Below are 14,982 nucleotides of genomic sequence, written 5' to 3'. Positions count from 1 at the left end.
AGGCGAACACGATCGGCGTCGCGAAGAACAGCAGCATGATCGTGCCGTGCATGGTGAACAGCTGGTTGTACTGCTCCGGCGACAGGAACTGCATGCCCGGCCGGGCCAGCTCGGCCCGCATCAGCAGGGCCATCAGGCCGCCCAGCATGAAGAACACGAAGGCGGTGATCATGTACATGATCCCGATCTGCTTCGCGTCCGTCGTGCGCAGGATCCGGGCCAGTGCCGAACCCTTGACCTGCCGCCGGACCGGGTAGGGCCGGGTCACGATCGGCTTGGGCGCAACGGTCGTCACGAATAGCCTCCGTCGTCTCGTTCGTCCCGCTCAGCACGTCCCCAGGTGGAAAGGCGTACCTCGGTGGGCAGAATAGTCCCCCACCTGCCCCAGCCACGTCGGGGGTGTCTCCGACGTGATCGAGTCAGACGGGCGGCACGAGTGGACGGTAGTGCTCGGCGAAGATCCGCAGGCCGCGCCGGCGGAGCATCGGGTCGCGCAGGGCCGGCGGCACGTCGCGGGTGCGGTCACGCTCACGGGTACGGTCGCGGACCACGACGCACCGGGGACGACGACGGATCTCGTACGCCCGCAGCGCCGCCGCCACGTCCTCACCGGAACGTTTCAGTTCCTCGCCGAGCACGACCGCGTCCTCGAAAGACATCGCCGCACCCTGGGCCAATGTGGGCGCCGTGGCGTGCGCGGCGTCGCCGACCAGCAGCACCGGGCCGCGGGACCACCGCTCCAGCACCACCTCGTCGGTGCGGGCGACCGAGACGTTTTCCATGGCCGCGAGGATCGCCGGCACCGGACCACCGAACGAGCCGAAGACATTGCGCAGGTGGGCGCGCGGATCGGACGGGTTGGGCGAGTCGGGCGCGGTCTCGTCGATGTAGCAGTAGAGCCGCCGCCCGCCCATCGGCATGGCCGTGAAGGAGGACCGGCGGCCCAGCAGCGCCGTCCAGTCGCTGAGCGGCGGCCCGCCGCTGACCACCGAGCGGTAGACGATCTGCCCGGTCGGGACGGCGGGGCCACCGAGGCCGGCCTTGGCCCGGATCGTGGACCGGCGGCCGTCGGCGCCGATGACCAGGTCGTACTCGGCGACGCTGCCGTCACCGAACTCGACCTTGGCGGTGGAGTCGAAGATCTCGAGCTCGCGGACCGACGTGTCGTAGCGCACCTCGCCGCCGACGCTGGTCAGCAGCACCTGCTGGAGGTCGGCCCGGGACAGGGCGCGCGACTCGCCGACGCCGGCCCACAGGCCCGCGACATCCATCTCGAACAGCGCGCGGCCGCGGGCGTCGAGGAAGACCTGCCGGAAGATGAGGTCGCCGAGCGGGCGCAGCGGCGCGTCGAGGCCGAGATGGCGCAGCGCGCGGGAGGCGTTTCCCGGGAGGTAGATGCCGGCGGCGGGCAACATCGTGGCCGGAAGCTCCTCGACCACGTCCGGCCGGTGCCCGGCGAGCCGCAGCGCCCGGGCGGCGGACAATCCGGCAATTCCGGCGCCCACCACGAGGATGCGCAAGGTCATCGCGGCACTGCCTCCCGATGGTCGGACACGCGTCGGAGCCAGAACACTACCCCGAGCCACCGGGCGGGGAAACCCTCGATCATCCCGACGTCCGAATTGTTCAAGACAGCGCCGGGGCGCACCCGTAGCGTCGGCGGCATGGCACCGACACTCAACGGAATCGGCCTCGCGGTGGCCGACATGGCAACCTCCCTCACCTTCTATCGCCGGCTCGGCCTGGAGTTTCCGGCCGGGGCCGAGAACGAGCCGCACGCCGAGGCGGAACTGCCCGGCGGGATCCGGCTGATGCTGGACACGCACGCGTCGCTCGCCTCGTTCGATCCCACCCACACGCCGGGCGGACCGGTGAAGGACGGCGCGAGTCTCGCCTTTCTCTGCGCCGACGCGCCCGAGGTGGACAGTCAGCACGCCGACCTGGTCGCGGCCGGGCACCACAGCGTCAAGGAGCCGTGGGACGCGCCGTGGGGCCAGCGATACGCGATCCTCCGTGACCCGGACGGATATCAGGTCGAGCTGTTCGCCTGGCTCAAGAACTGATCAAGAGCCGCTCAAGAGCCGACCAGCGCACTGAGCGGAACCCCGGCCATGGCACGCACCTCCCGGGCGAGGTGCGCCTGGTCGGCGTAGCCGGCCGAGGCCGACACCGCGGCGAACGGCGACCCGCGCCGGGCCAGCGCCACCGCCCGCTGCATGCGGAAGATGCGCTCCAGCGTCTTGGGGCCGTACCCGAACGCGGCGTTGCTGCGCCGCTGCAGCTGGCGGGAGCTCAGCCCGCAGCGCGAGGCGATCACGGAGACCGGATCGCCGGCCCGGGCGGCGGCGGCCAGCGCCAGCATCGACCGGTCGGGAGTGACCCACCGCCGGGCGGCCTCGGCGGTGAGCGCGGCGAGCGGATCGTCGGCCGCGGACAGCCGCCGCACCACGGACCCCGGCCAGAGCGCGTCGAGCGGCACCTGCTGGTCGACCAGCTCGGACGCGGGCAGGCCCAGCACGCCCGGCCCGGTGCCCGACCCGAAGCGCAACGCGAACAGCCGGCTGCCCGGCGCCGGTCGCCCGATCTGGGCGGTGGTGTCGGGCCCGGCCACGAAGAGCCGGCCGTCGTGCCAGATGATGTCGAGGCAGCCGTCGGGAAGGATGCGTTTCGGCGGCGCGCCGGGCTCGGTCACGCTCCACCAGGCCACCACGTGGGGCAGCGATGACGCCCGTTCCGAGTACATAGGAACACCCTGGCACGGGGGTACGACAAGAATGGGGGGATGACCGACCGGCTCGGCGAGTACCGCCGCAAAAGGGACGCGAAGAAGACACCCGAGCCGATCCCGGGGAAACATCCGGATGAAACCGGAAAAAACCGGTTCGTCATTCAGCAGCATCACGCCCGCGCGCTGCACTGGGACGTGCGGCTCGAGCGCGACGGCGTGCTGGTGAGCTTCGCCGTCCCGCGTGGCCTGCCCCGCGACCGCGTCAAGAACCACCTGGCCAAGCACACCGAGGACCACCCGCTGGAGTACCTCGACTTCCACGGCGAGATCCCGGCCGGCGAGTACGGCGGCGGCCAGATGAAGATCTTCGACCGCGGCACGTACGAGACCCGCAAGTGGCGCGACGACGAGATCGAGGTCGTCTTCCACGGCGAGCGCGCGATCGGCCGGTACATCTTCTTCCAGACCGGCGGCGCCGACTGGATGGTCCGCCGGATGGACCCGCCCGAGCCCGGCTGGGAGCCCATGCCCGACGAGGTGCAGCCGATGCTGGCGACCAAGGGGACGGTCCCGGCCGGAGAGGACGCGCAATGGGCGTACGAGATGAATTGGGGTGGATTGCGGGCCGTCGCATTCGTCGACGGCGGGCGCGTGCGCCTGCGGGGCGAGGACGACATCACCGCGTGGTTTCCCGAGATCAGGGCGCTCGGACCGGCCCTCGCCCCGATCGAGGCCGTGCTGGACGGCGAGCTCGTGGCCTTCGAGGGACCGCGGCCGGAGACCCGGCTGGGCAAGAAACCCGGCAGCAAGCGGGCCAACGTCCACTACCTGGTGTACGACCTGCTGTGGCTGGAGGGGCACGGGACCACCGACAACATCGGGTACGCGCAGCGCCGCGAGCTGCTGGAGGGCCTGTCGATCGCCGGCGAGCACTGGCAGACGCCGCCGTATTTCCCGGGCACCGGAGAGATCGCGCTGGAGACGGCCCGTTCCCAGGGCCTCGGCGGGCTGGTGGCCAAGCGGCTCGACTCGCCCTACCTCCCGGGTCGTCGCAGCAAGCTCTGGCGGGAGATTCCGGCGAGCTGAGCGGACCCGCCGGATCTGCCGCAGCCGTCTAGAAGAGCACCACCGACCTGAGCACGCCGCCGGTGTGCATCTTGGCGAACGCCTCCTCGACCTGGTCCAGCGCGATCTCCTCGGAGACGAACGCGTCCAGGTCGAGGCGGCCCTGCTGGTACAGCGCGGTCAGCATCGGGAAGTCCCGGGTCGGCAGGCAGTCGCCGTACCAGCTGGATTTGAGCGCGCCCCCGCGCCCGAACACGTCGAGCAGCGGCAGCTCGATCGTCATCTCGGGCGTCGGAACGCCGACCAGCACCAGCGTTCCGGCAAGATCACGAGCATAAAAGCCTTGCTTGTACGTCTCGGGGCGGCCGACCGCCTCGATGACGACGTCCGCACCGAACCCACCAGTCAAGTCCTGAATTTTCGCGACAACGTCGTCGTTCCGGGCGTTCACCGTATGGGTGGCGCCGAAGCCCCGCGCCCACTCGAGCTTCTGCTCGTCGGTGTCGACCGCGATGATCGTCGTGGCGCCGGCCAGCGCGGCGCCGGCGATCGCGCCGTCGCCCACCCCGCCGCAGCCGATCACGGCCACCGAGTCACCGCGGGTCACGCCACCGGTGTTGATCGCCGCGCCGATCCCGGCCATCACGCCGCATCCGAGCAGCCCGACGGCGGCGGCGCGGGCGGACGGGTCGACCTTCGTGCACTGCCCCGACGCGACCAAAGTCTTCTCGACGAAGGCCCCGATGCCCAGCGCGGGCGACAAGACAGTGCCGTCGGCGAGGGTCATCTTCTGTGTCGCGTTGTGGGTGGCGAAGCAGTACCACGGCTTGCCCCGCAGGCAGGCCCGGCAGTTTCCGCACACCGCCCGCCAGTTGAGCACCACGAAATCCCCGGGCGCCACGTCGGTGACCCCGTCGCCGACCGACTCGACCACGCCCGCGGCCTCGTGGCCGAGCAGGAACGGGAAGTCGTCGTTGATGCCACCCTCGCGATAGTGCAGATCGGTGTGGCACACCCCGCACGCCTTGATCGCGACAACCGCCTCGCCCGGCCCCGGATCGGGGACGACGATCGTCGTCGTCTCCACCGGCGCGCCCTTGGCCCGGGCGATCACGCCCCGCACCTGCTGACCCATCCGCGCAGCTCCTCCGTGAGTCGGATCACACGGATGCCAGCCTATGCGGTCGGCCCGCCGAATCGCGCCAAGCCGGCAGCTACTGCTGGGGCCGGACCTCTACTGCTGGGGCCGGACCTCGACCGGGCTTTCCAGGAGGGCGTCGGCCAGCTTGACCATCTGCTTCACCTGGGCCGGCGTGAGCCGGTCGAAGATCAGTTGCTGGACCGCCTCGGCGTGGCCCGGGGCGGAGTCGACCACCTTGGCGAAGCCGGTGTCGGTGAGAACGGCGATCTGCACCCGCCCGTCGGCGGGGTCGCGCTCGCGCCGCACCCAGCCCTGCGCCTCGAGCCGGGCCACCACGTGCGACAGCCGGGAGAGGGAGGCGGAGACGAGCTTGGCGAGCCGGCTCATCGACAGCCGCCGGTCGGGGCGCTCGGAGAGGGTGAACAGCACGATGTAGCCCATGTGCGTGAGGCCGGAATCGCGCTGCAGCTGGGCCTCGAGGGCCGCCGGGACCCTGACCAGCACCTCGACGAAGCGGCGCCACGCCTGCTGCTGCTCGTCGGTCAGCCACCGGGGGTCGTCCATGGTGGAAGGTTAGTGCTTCGGCGGGCAAAGTATCTCATTGGGGCAACGGGACGATGACCAAACGGGCACGCCGATCGATGGGGTGGCGCGCCCCGAGTAGTGTGCCGCCCGGGGTTACGCCCCGCACGGCGCCGGGACCGGCTGGCTGGGGGGCCTCGGCCGGTCCCGGCGACGTGTCACGGCTTCGGCCGCTCCCGCAGGACGCGGTGCCGGCATGGGCGGAGGCGCCAATGCCGGCGGCGTGTCACGGCTTCGCCGCGGACGCCGGCGGCTCGTCCTTGCCGGCCTCCTCGAGCCGGTCGGCCTCTTCCTTCGTCTTGTGCACCGCGCCGTCCGCGTGCTCGGGCGGGCCGTACACGGTGTAGAGGACCAGCGGGTTGGGGCCGGCGTTGACGAAGTTGTGCTTGTGGCCGGCCGGCACGACGACCAGGTCGCCCGGGGAGACGTTGCGCTGCTGACCCGAGACCGTGGCCTTGCCGACGCCGCTGACGAACGTGAGGATCTGGTCCACCTCGTGGACCTCCTCGCCGATCTCGCCGCCCGGCGGGATCGTCATCACGACGAGCTGGGTGTGCTTGCCGGTCCAGAGGACCCGGCGGAAGTCGGGGTTCTTCTCCGCGACAGTGGCGATCGTGAAGTGCTCCATGCGCCGTCGAATACCCAGGTCAGGGATTGGGCAACCGTCCGGCCGGCAAGGGCGCGGGCTTGCCGATGAGATAGCCCTGCACGTAGTCGACGCCCAGCTCACGGAGCAACCGCAGGGTGGGCTCGTCCTGCACGAACTCGGCCACGGTGTGGATCCCGTACGCCTGGCAGACCTGCACCAGGGCCCGCACCAGCACCTGGTCCTGCGGGTTGTCGACCAGGTCGACCACGTACTCCCCGTCGATCTTGACCAGGTCGATCGGGAAGATCCGCAGGTAGCGGAACGACGCGTAACCCGACCCGAAGTCGTCGAGGGCCAGCTCGCAACCCAGGTCGCGCACCCGGTCGGCGAAGTGGCGGGCCTCGCTCAGGTTGCCGATCAGCGCGGTCTCGGTGATCTCGAAGGTGAGCTGGGCCGGGTTGACGTCATACCGGGCGATCAGCCGCTCCACCTCGGCGGTCAGCCGCGGGTCGCCGACCGATCGGCCGGAGAGGTTGATCTGCAGGCACCGGCCGGGCTCGTCGGCGGCGAGCTGCATGGCCCGCTCCACCACCCACAGGTCGATGTCGTAGACGGCGTCGAGCCGCTCGGCGGTGTCCAGCACCTGGCTCGGCGACTGCGGGCCCTCGGACTCGTCGAGCACCCGCAGCAGCAGCTCGTGCCGGGTGACGGCGTTGCTCTGCAGGTCGAGGATCGGCTGGGCGTACAGGGTGAACCGGTCGGTGCCGAGCGCGTCGGCGACCCGCGTGCGGTAGGAGCCGCGCCGGTCGCGGCGCGGCACCGGGTGCGCGACCACGGTGAGCGGGCGGTCGGCGTCGCGGGAGTCGCGCCAGGCGTGCTCGGCGTCGATCAGCACCTCGTGGCTGCCGGCCTCGGCGTCCGGCGTGAACCGCACGAGCCCGCCCCAGGCGTTCGCCCGCAGCCAGGTGTCGGGCAGCACGAAGGTCTGCGACCGCAGCGCGTCGACCAGCACCTCGGCCTCGCGCCGGGCCATCGGCCAGGAGGTGCCCGGCAGCAGCAGGCCGATCTCGCTGGGGCCGACCCGGCCGAGCAGCGCGCCCTCCTGCACCACGCCCTCGAGCACCCGGGCGGCCCGGTGCAGCAGATCGGCGCCCAGCTCGGGCCGCAGCCCGTCCTCCCCCCGCGAAGGACGCAGCCCGTCCTCCCCCCGCGAAGGACGCAGCCCGTCCTCGGCCCGCGCCGGCTGCACTCGGATGATCAGGATGGCGCCGCCGCCCCGGCGCTGGGCCCGGTCGATCTCGTCCACGAACCGGGCCCGGGTCAGCAGCCCGGTGGCCGGGTCGGGGTCCACCAGGGACGCCTGGACGGTCTCGCCGCGCCGGGCAAGCCGGGCCAGCTCGCGCCGCTCACGCTCGCGGGCCGAGACGTCGGTGACCGTGCCGCGGAGGCCCCGGACCGTGCCGTCCGGGCCGGTCATCGGCTCCAGCCGGCAGTCCACGTCGAACCATCCGCCGTCGGCGCGCATCAGCCGCACGGTGGTGCGCACCGGCACCCGGGACGTCCACGCCTGGGTGAGCGCGCCGAGCGCCTTCGCGTGGTCGTCGCGGTGCACGTATCGGGTGAGAACCTTGCGGCTCATCTCGTCCTGCGTGGGCTGCCGGCCGAGCATGGCGAGCAGGGCCGGCGACCACACGATGTGGTCACCCGAGGCGGTGTAGGAGAACCACGCGGTCCCGGCCCGGTCATCGGCGGGCGGGCGCGGCGAAGGCGGGACCGACCGCATCGCCATGCGTCGTTCACCTCCCCCCTCAGCCCGACCTATTACCACCCGTCACATGCCGCAGATAACAGGCCCCAGGTGCGTCAATGTTTGGCCAGGCCCTGGTACAAAGCCCTCAACTGCTGGTCTTAGCCCGATCAGAGGTGGGATTCAACCGATCGTATGACCGCTGCGCTGCGTAGTTCCGGCCCCGACCGGCGGCCGACACCATGACGGACAGTCACTGCTCGTACTGGCTACGGAACCATGTGCGACTCCTACCCCGCCGCGGCGGCGACCATGCACGCACAGCTTCATCAAGCTCGCGGCGCGTGACGAAGATCCGGAAACGCCGGATATGGTGGCGATTGGACCCGACCGCGGAGCGAGGACGAGGCATGGGGATCATCCGGGACATGCAGCGGGCGCACGCCACGCACGTGGCCGCCGACCAGCGGGCGAACACGGCGGCCGCGCAGCAGCGCGATCTGATCCGGCGCAACGCCGATCACGCGATCGCGGCCGCGCAGCAGGCGGCGTCCGACACCGAGCGGCAGCGCGAACGCCGCCGGCTGTATGTGGAGGCGCGCACCGCCGACGCGGCCGCGGCCAATGCCGAGGTGCGCGCGCGGCTCAGCGCCCTGGACGCGCTGCTGCTCTCCACCCTGGACGTCGACGATCACATCGACCTCGACCAGTTCAAGAAGCCGCTGACCGTGCCGCCGTTCGACCCGGGCCCGCTGGGCCGGCCGCTGTCCGAGCCGAGTTGGCAGAGCTACGTGCCGCCGCGGCCGCGCGGGGTGGGCAAGCTGCTCGGCGGCCCGCTGCACCAGCAGCAGACGACCAACGCCCGGCGCGCCTACGAGCAGGCGCGAGCCCGGTGGGTGGAGGCCGAGGAGGGGCGCAAACGGCAATTGCGGGCGCGCAAGCGGGCGTACGACGAAAGCAAGCGCAAGCACGAGGCCAAGCTGACGGCCTACAACGCGGAGGTGGACCGCTTCGCGGCGGCGGTGGCCGACGCCGACCCGTCCGCAGTGGTCGAATACTTCGCGATGGTGCTGGGCAACTCGGTCTACCCGGACGACTTCCCCCAGCACTTCCGCCTGGCGTACCTGCCGAAGCAGAGGCACCTGCTGATCGAGTACCACCTGCCCCCGATCGAGGTGGTGCCGGTCGTCAAGGAGTACCGCTACGACCGGCTCCGCGACGACCTGACCGCGATCCCCCGCGACGAGGGCGAGATCCGCCGCCGCTACGTGGACATCATCGCCCGGGTCACGCTGCGCACCATCCACGAGATCATCGAGGCGGACCGCGGCGGCCTCGTGCGGCAGGCGTCGTTCAACGGCATCGTCGACGCGATCGACCGGCGGACCGGCCGGTTCGTGCGCCCCTGCCTGGTGTCGGTGCGCACCGACCGGGACACCTTCGCCGCGATCAAGCTGCGCCGGGTCGACCCGGTCGCGTGCCTGCGGCACCTGGAGGGCGCGCTCTCGGCCGCGCCCGACGAGCTGACCGGCGTCACCCCGAAGATCGACTTCGAGCGGGACGCCGACCGCGATTTCACCGAGGAGTTCAACGTGCTCGCCGACATCGACGAGCGCCCCAACCTGGTCACGCTCACCGACGCGGCGTGGGAGAAGCAGCTGGCCGACCTGTTCGGCGTGATGGGCCTCGAGATGGGCCGGGCCGAGCGGGCGGGCGACGGCTCCCGCTGGCTGGCCACCGACCCGCGCCCGATCTTCGGCGGCCGGGTCGTGGTGCACGCGGGCCGCGGCGCCCCGGCCGGCGCGCCCGCCGTGCACGCCCTCGCGGGCGCGGTGGCGGCGGCGGGCGCGACCAAGGGCATCCTGATCGCGCTGGGCGGCATCGAGCCGGACGCGTACGAGGCGCTGGCCGGCCGGCCGCTCGAGCTGATCGACGGCCCGGCGCTGGTGACGCTGCTCGCCGGCCATTGTGGCGTCAAGGCGCGGATCGAGCTGACCCCGCAGCCGTAGGGCCCGGCTCAATCCACCACTGAGAACAGGCCGGGCACGAGCTTCGCCAGGACCGCGCGATCGCCCGGCCGGTCCGGCTCGTACTCGGTGATCCCGATCCCCGCGACCGGGAAGCGCGCGCTCAGCTCCCGCACGGCCGCGGTCAGCTGGGCCGGCGTGAGACCCTCCGGCTCGGGCGCACCCACCGACGCGAACGCCTCGGGATCGAGCACGTCCAGGTCGATGTGGAGATAGACGGCCCGCGCGCCGAGCCCCTCGACCACGGCGGCCAGCGACTCGATGGCGGCCGGCTCGACGTGCGCGATCCCGGCCTCGGCCGCGTATTCCTTCTCGGCCGGGTCGAACGCTCGCACGCCGGCCAGCACCACCTGGGACGGGCGAAGCGTCCGCGCCGGCGCCAGCTCGGGGTATCCGGTCCCGAGCAGGGTGCGCAGCACCATCCCGTGAAACGCGCCGGACGGCGACGACTCCGGCGTGTTGAGATCGCCGTGGGCGTCGAACCACACCACCACGAGCCCGTCGCCGTGCGCGGCCAGCGCCGCCTCGATCGGAGCGACCTCGACCCCGCAGTCCCCGCCCACGATCACCTCGGGCGCGTCGGCGAGGGCGGCGCGCGTCGCCGCGAGGTGCCTGGCCAGCACCGCCACCGACGGCGATTCGTCGGTGACGCCCACCCGGATCCGCTTGTCCGCCGGAACGAGCGAGGCGAGCGCGGCGGCCCCGGCGGTGAGGCGACGAGCGGTGGGCGAGCCCGATCCCTGCCACTGCCCGATCTCCAGCACCGTCCGCCGCGGCGCCGGCGTGATCTGCAGCTCCTCGATCCGCTGCCACACCGGCCACATCGCGACCTCGGGCTCCCGGGCGAAAATGCTTCCCCGGATTCGCACGAAGACGCAGTTGCCCACCCGCTCGAGCACGGCCTGCCGGCGCATGTCGCTTTCCCACTGCTCCGGCCCGTGGTAGGTGTCGCCGTCGCATTCGATCGCGAGCCGCCGCCCGTCCGGCGCGTTCAGCACGAAATCGATCCGGTAGGCGCCGATCCGGAACTGCGGGATCGGCCGGAACCCGCGCGCGGTCAGGCGCTTGAACACGTCCCGCTCGAAATCGCTTTCGCACAGCGCAAGATCGGCGGGGCTGTCCCGATCAACGGCATTGTTCGCGTACGTCAACAGCAGAGCCCTCGCGTCGTCGGCGAGAAGCGAGCCGGCCCGCACGGAATGGAAGATCCAGAGCTGGTCGCGGGCCCGGGACGCGGCCACGTTGACGCGCCGGTGATATTCGCGCTTGGTGAACGCCGCGACCCGGGGATCGTTGTCCGACACCACCATGGACACCAGCACGACATCGCGCTCGTCGCCCTGGAACGTGTACGCGTCGCCCACCCGCAGCCGCCGCGCCTGGATCTCGTCCTCGCCGATCTCGCCGCGCAACAACTGCAGCAGATAACCGGCCTGCCCGCTCGTGCTGAGCAGCGAGACCACGCCGAGCGTCTTGCCGTCGTACCGCGGATCCCGCACGATCGCGCCGACCTGCCGGACCAGCGCCTCGGCCTCGGCGATGTTGACGTCGCCGAAACCGGCCAGCGGCTGCCGGACGCCGTCGGGCAGGAACACGGTGCGCAACGGCGAGAGCGCCGGGCGGTCGGCCCGCAGCGGCATGATCTTGCCGTCGTAGTAGTGCCGGGACGAGAACTCGATGATCTGCGGCACGCAGCGGAAGTGCTCGGTGAGCAGGATCCGCTCGGGCGAGCGCCGCACCGCGTGGTCGTAGAGCGACGACTCCGGGTCGAAGTGCTCGGCCGAGGGCACGTCGCCGAGGTGGCTGTGGATCAGCCCAGCCACCGAGCCCACGAAGCCCAGCTGCGGCCCGATCTGCTGGTCGTCGCCGACCACCACGGCCCGCTCGGCGAGCGACAGCACCGGCAGCGCGAAGAGATCGGCCTGCGACGCCTCGTCCACGATCACCACGTCGAAGTGCGCGCCGCCGGCGAACTGCTCGATCGCCCGGTCGACCGACATGACCCAGACCGGCACCGCCTCGACCGCCGACTCCATGTGCCGCTGTGCGTGCGCCTGCCACGCCGCCGCCGAGCGTCCGGTGCCTTTGCCGATCTTGCGAAGGGCGGTGGTCCAGTCGGCCAGCGCGGCCTTGCGCCGGTCGTCGAGGCTGCGCGCGACCTCGAGCCAGGCGCTCGCCACCACCAGATCCGCGGTCCGGCGGCGGATCTTCTCGCGCGCGTTCTCGACCCGCTTGGCCAGCACCGCCGGGTCGACGCTGCCGATCACCTCGTCGAACCAGGTCTGCGCGCGGCGCCAGGCCCACGCGTCGAGGCAGGCGGTGCCGGAGACCGCGGGCACCTCCCCCGCCTCGATCATCGCGGCCCACTCCGGTGCCTCCTCGGCCAGGCGATTGCGCAGGTCGACGTACCTCTCGACGGCCGGACGCAGCGCTCGCAGACGACGGACCTCGGCCACCGCGGGGTCCCAGCCCTCGAGGGTGGACCAGGCCGCGCCGAGCGAGGGCCACGGCCGCAGCCGCTCGGCGATCTCGTGCTCCGCCGCCCGCAGCGCATCCCGCTCGGCCACCGCCGGGGCCTCGGCCAGCAGGGCCTCGACCTCGGCCAGGGCGGCCGGATCAAGATCAAGATCATGCTGGGGTACGAGCGCGGCGAGGCGCTCGGCGAGCGCCGGCCAATGGCGTACGTCCCAATCGAGAGACTGACCCGCGTCGGACAGCAACGTGCCCGCCCAGATCTCCGGATCGCCGGCCGGGGTCTCGATCGCCAGGCGATCGATCCACTCCTGCCAGTGACCGCCCAGCCGCCCCCGGGCCTGAACCCGGCGCACCCAGGCCACCACGACGTCGATGTCGTCGGTGGTGCGCAGCGGCTCGCCGTCGACCCGCACCTCGTCGGCCAGCTTGACCAGCCCGGCCTGCAGCAGCCGGCTCAGCCCGCGGCCGGAGGCGAACCGCTGATGGATCTCGGCGAGCTGGGCGAGCAGGCGTTTCGGCTCTTTCGCGTACGCCTCCGGCACGGTCACCCGATGGCCGGCCAGCTGCCGGGTCAGCGCGGCCAGCTCGGCCAGCAGCGCCTCGGTCGCCGCCACGTGATCGGCCCAGACGGCCCGCCAGTGCGGGTCGGCGAGCAGCCGGCCGAGCCGGTCGGTCCACGATCCTTCCCGGCGGCGCAACCAGGTCAGTGCGTCCCGCAGGTCCTTGCACACCGCGGCCAGGTCGGCACGGCGTACCGCATCGAGGTCAAGGCCTTGGGCCGCCAAGCGGGACACCTGCTCCTGGAGCTTGGACCGCTCGGTCCGGGTCTTAGCCGCCTCGGCGGCGTCCGGGAGATCGTCGGTGTCGGGGAGTCGGCGCAGCGCCGCGGCCCGGTCGCCGGGCGCGAGGCTGTGCGCGGACGCGAGCAGCGTGCCGAACTCCTCGGCGGTCAGCGGCGGCGCCGACGACACCGGATCCGGGATGCCGCTCTGCGCGGCGGCGCGTTCCCGCAGCCAGGCGCCCACCTCGACGGGCGTTTGCGGCACCCCGTCGATGGAATAGGTGACCGCCTCGCTCTCGGCGATCGCCCGCAGCCCGCCCAGGGCCGTCGCCAACTCGCGCTCGGCGTCCTCGAGCAGGCCGGTCAGCCGCTCCACCCGGCGGGCCTCGGCGTCCTGGTCGAGCGTGGCCGCCCGATCGGCGAGCTCGCGGGCGGCCAGCTGAAGCTGCACCAGCTGGTCGGTGGTGCGGCCCAGGACCGCGAGGCACAGCGCGCGGATCCCCTCGGGCAGGCCGTCCCGCAGCACCCGCAGCGGATCTTCCTTCTGCGCGACCACCAGGACCCGTTTGCCGTTCGCCATGAGGTGGCAGATCAGGTTGCGGATCGTGTGGGTCTTGCCGGTGCCCGGCGGCCCCTGAACGGCCACGTTGCGGTGCTGCGCGAGCCGACGCGCGATCGACTCCTGCGCCTCGTTGGTCGGCAACGGCATGAGCAGGCGATCGCCGACCCGCCGCCAGTCCTCGGGGCGGTCGTCGGGCATGCGCAGCTTCGACGGCTCGTGAGCGACGATCGCCGCCAGGGCGCCGACGCCGGCGGTGTCGCCGCTGAGCAGGCGGTCGCGCAGGTTTTCCAGGAAGCCGCGGAGAAGGCGCTGCTTGGGCCGGACAAAGAGCACGCCGACATCGGCGATGTGCGGCTGGACCGTCTCGATGGTGCCGTCGTTGATCACCCGGTCGTAGCCGAGGCGGGCCATCGCGCGCTCGAACAGCTCGCGGCGCTCGAGGTCGTTGCCCAGGTCCACCTCGAGGGTGCCGGCCGGGCCGGCCAGGGCGAGCAGCTGCGCGAGGTATCGCTCGTCCAGGCCGGTCAGGGCGTCGGTCTGGAGTCGGCTGGGCCCGGCCGGGGACACGGTGACCAGGGAACTGTCCGGCTCGTACTCGATCAGCACCGGCGTGGCGACCAGCGGATAGCGGACCCGCTCACCGTTGATGGTGGTGTGGAGCAGGCCGTGGCCCCAGACGAGCTCGGTGGTGGCGGCGGCCATGTCGATCTGGTGCATGAGGTCGAAGAGCCGGCGGTGCAGCACGCGGGTCTTCTCGGCCTCGGCGGTAGCGTGCGCCCAGGGCCGCCAGACCCGGTCGCGCCAGTCCTCGAATTCATCGCGCGGCGTTTGTGCCGCGGTTGGGTTTTCTCCACTCGGGGTGCCGGGCGCTTGCGCTGCGGCCTGCCCGTCCCGGGCCGGCGTTTGTGCTGCCGGCTCGTCTCGGCCCGCGGTGTCGGGGGTGGGCTCGGTGGCCGCGGTGATGTCGCCGCGCAGGCGGCGGCGCAGCGCGGCCGGGACGGCAACCGGCGGCGGCAGATCGGGCAGGCCGACCCGCAGCCACGAGGTGCCGTCGGCGGCCGGCCCGATCTGGCACGCCGGATGATCGGGCAGGGCGTCGAGCCGGTAGGCGTCGGCCGGGATGGCGCGCGCGGGCCGCTCCATCTGGGCGCGGACGGCGAGCAGATAGTCGGCGACCGCGACGGCCCGATCCCGGATCGTCGTGGGCGATTCCCGCTGCTCGGACATCCTCCCGATTCTAGGCCGCGCTGTCCTCCCCCGCCGTCGGCGCGACCGGGGGCGGTGC

11 protein-coding genes are annotated in these 14,982 nt (G+C 72.3%); 3 read left to right on the top strand and 8 right to left on the bottom strand.

Annotated elements, in window-relative coordinates; translation table 11 throughout:
* On the bottom strand, positions 1-295 hold a 295-nt coding region (locus ACFQS1_RS36170; RefSeq protein WP_378976751.1), incomplete at its 3' end, for a cbb3-type cytochrome c oxidase subunit I.
* Positions 296-419: 124 nt separating this feature from the next.
* Positions 420-1,526 carry an FAD-dependent monooxygenase gene (locus tag ACFQS1_RS36165; protein ID WP_378976749.1) on the bottom strand — a complete coding sequence of 369 codons (1,107 nt, stop codon included), beginning with the start codon at positions 1,524-1,526 and terminating at the stop codon, positions 420-422.
* A 138-nt stretch (positions 1,527-1,664) separates the two neighbouring features.
* On the opposite strand from ACFQS1_RS36165, the gene ACFQS1_RS36160 reads away from it, so the two are divergent.
* Complete coding sequence (locus ACFQS1_RS36160) at positions 1,665-2,063, top strand: VOC family protein (RefSeq protein WP_378976747.1); 399 nt, start codon at positions 1,665-1,667, stop codon at positions 2,061-2,063.
* An 11-nt stretch (positions 2,064-2,074) separates the two neighbouring features.
* Here the strand turns inward: ACFQS1_RS36160 and ACFQS1_RS36155 are convergent, their stop codons facing one another.
* Complete coding sequence (locus ACFQS1_RS36155; protein WP_378976745.1) at positions 2,075-2,743, bottom strand: helix-turn-helix domain-containing protein; 669 nt, start codon at positions 2,741-2,743, stop codon at positions 2,075-2,077.
* Positions 2,744-2,782: 39 nt separating this feature from the next.
* Here ACFQS1_RS36155 and ACFQS1_RS36150 point away from each other — a divergent pair, with 39 nt between their 5' ends.
* Positions 2,783-3,814, top strand: coding sequence for a DNA polymerase ligase N-terminal domain-containing protein (locus tag ACFQS1_RS36150; protein WP_378976743.1), 1,032 nt, complete (start codon positions 2,783-2,785; stop codon positions 3,812-3,814).
* Between the two features lie 28 nt (positions 3,815-3,842).
* On the opposite strand, the gene ACFQS1_RS36145 is transcribed toward ACFQS1_RS36150, so the two are convergent.
* The 4 genes from ACFQS1_RS36145 to ACFQS1_RS36130 all read right to left on the bottom strand — a co-directional run bounded on the left by ACFQS1_RS36145 (position 3,843) and on the right by ACFQS1_RS36130 (position 7,894).
* Complete coding sequence (locus ACFQS1_RS36145; RefSeq protein WP_378976741.1) at positions 3,843-4,928, bottom strand: S-(hydroxymethyl)mycothiol dehydrogenase; 1,086 nt, start codon at positions 4,926-4,928, stop codon at positions 3,843-3,845.
* A 99-nt stretch (positions 4,929-5,027) separates the two neighbouring features.
* On the bottom strand, positions 5,028-5,498 hold the full coding sequence (locus tag ACFQS1_RS36140) for a MarR family winged helix-turn-helix transcriptional regulator (RefSeq protein WP_378976739.1): 471 nt from the start codon (positions 5,496-5,498) through the stop codon (positions 5,028-5,030).
* A 244-nt stretch (positions 5,499-5,742) separates the two neighbouring features.
* Positions 5,743-6,144 (bottom strand): cupin domain-containing protein, encoded by a 402-nt coding sequence (locus tag ACFQS1_RS36135; RefSeq protein ID WP_378976737.1) that lies wholly within the window; start codon positions 6,142-6,144, stop codon positions 5,743-5,745.
* A 19-nt stretch (positions 6,145-6,163) separates the two neighbouring features.
* A complete protein-coding gene (locus tag ACFQS1_RS36130) occupies positions 6,164-7,894 on the bottom strand; it encodes a bifunctional diguanylate cyclase/phosphodiesterase (protein WP_378976735.1) in 1,731 nt (576 codons plus the stop codon).
* A gap of 368 nt (positions 7,895-8,262) precedes the next feature.
* On the opposite strand from ACFQS1_RS36130, the gene ACFQS1_RS36125 reads away from it, so the two are divergent.
* Entirely contained in the window at positions 8,263-9,861 is a 1,599-nt protein-coding gene (locus ACFQS1_RS36125; protein WP_378976733.1) for a restriction endonuclease, read from the top strand.
* 8 nt (positions 9,862-9,869) lie between these two features.
* Here ACFQS1_RS36125 and ACFQS1_RS36120 read toward each other — a convergent pair whose 3' ends face one another.
* On the bottom strand, positions 9,870-14,924 hold the full coding sequence (locus ACFQS1_RS36120) for an arginase family protein (RefSeq protein WP_378976731.1): 5,055 nt from the start codon (positions 14,922-14,924) through the stop codon (positions 9,870-9,872).
* Positions 14,925-14,982 lie beyond the last annotated feature (58 nt).

It is taken from the genome of Paractinoplanes rhizophilus (genome assembly GCF_042664765.1).
Taxonomy (GTDB): Bacteria; Actinomycetota; Actinomycetes; order Mycobacteriales; family Micromonosporaceae; genus Actinoplanes; species Actinoplanes rhizophilus.
Note: the sequence above shows the minus strand (reverse complement) of the source record. Positions and strands in the feature narration are given on the sequence as shown.

Coding starts and splice junctions, on each gene's coding strand:
- ACFQS1_RS36165 (WP_378976749.1), bottom strand. CDS start 1,526: ATGACCTTGCGCATCCTCGTGGTGGGCGCCGGAATTGCCGGATTGTCC.
- ACFQS1_RS36160 (WP_378976747.1), top strand. CDS start 1,665: ATGGCACCGACACTCAACGGAATCGGCCTCGCGGTGGCCGACATGGCA.
- ACFQS1_RS36155 (WP_378976745.1), bottom strand. CDS start 2,743: ATGTACTCGGAACGGGCGTCATCGCTGCCCCACGTGGTGGCCTGGTGG.
- ACFQS1_RS36150 (WP_378976743.1), top strand. CDS start 2,783: ATGACCGACCGGCTCGGCGAGTACCGCCGCAAAAGGGACGCGAAGAAG.
- ACFQS1_RS36145 (WP_378976741.1), bottom strand. CDS start 4,928: ATGGGTCAGCAGGTGCGGGGCGTGATCGCCCGGGCCAAGGGCGCGCCG.
- ACFQS1_RS36140 (WP_378976739.1), bottom strand. CDS start 5,498: ATGGACGACCCCCGGTGGCTGACCGACGAGCAGCAGCAGGCGTGGCGC.
- ACFQS1_RS36135 (WP_378976737.1), bottom strand. CDS start 6,144: ATGGAGCACTTCACGATCGCCACTGTCGCGGAGAAGAACCCCGACTTC.
- ACFQS1_RS36130 (WP_378976735.1), bottom strand. CDS start 7,894: ATGGCGATGCGGTCGGTCCCGCCTTCGCCGCGCCCGCCCGCCGATGAC.
- ACFQS1_RS36125 (WP_378976733.1), top strand. CDS start 8,263: ATGGGGATCATCCGGGACATGCAGCGGGCGCACGCCACGCACGTGGCC.
- ACFQS1_RS36120 (WP_378976731.1), bottom strand. CDS start 14,924: ATGTCCGAGCAGCGGGAATCGCCCACGACGATCCGGGATCGGGCCGTC.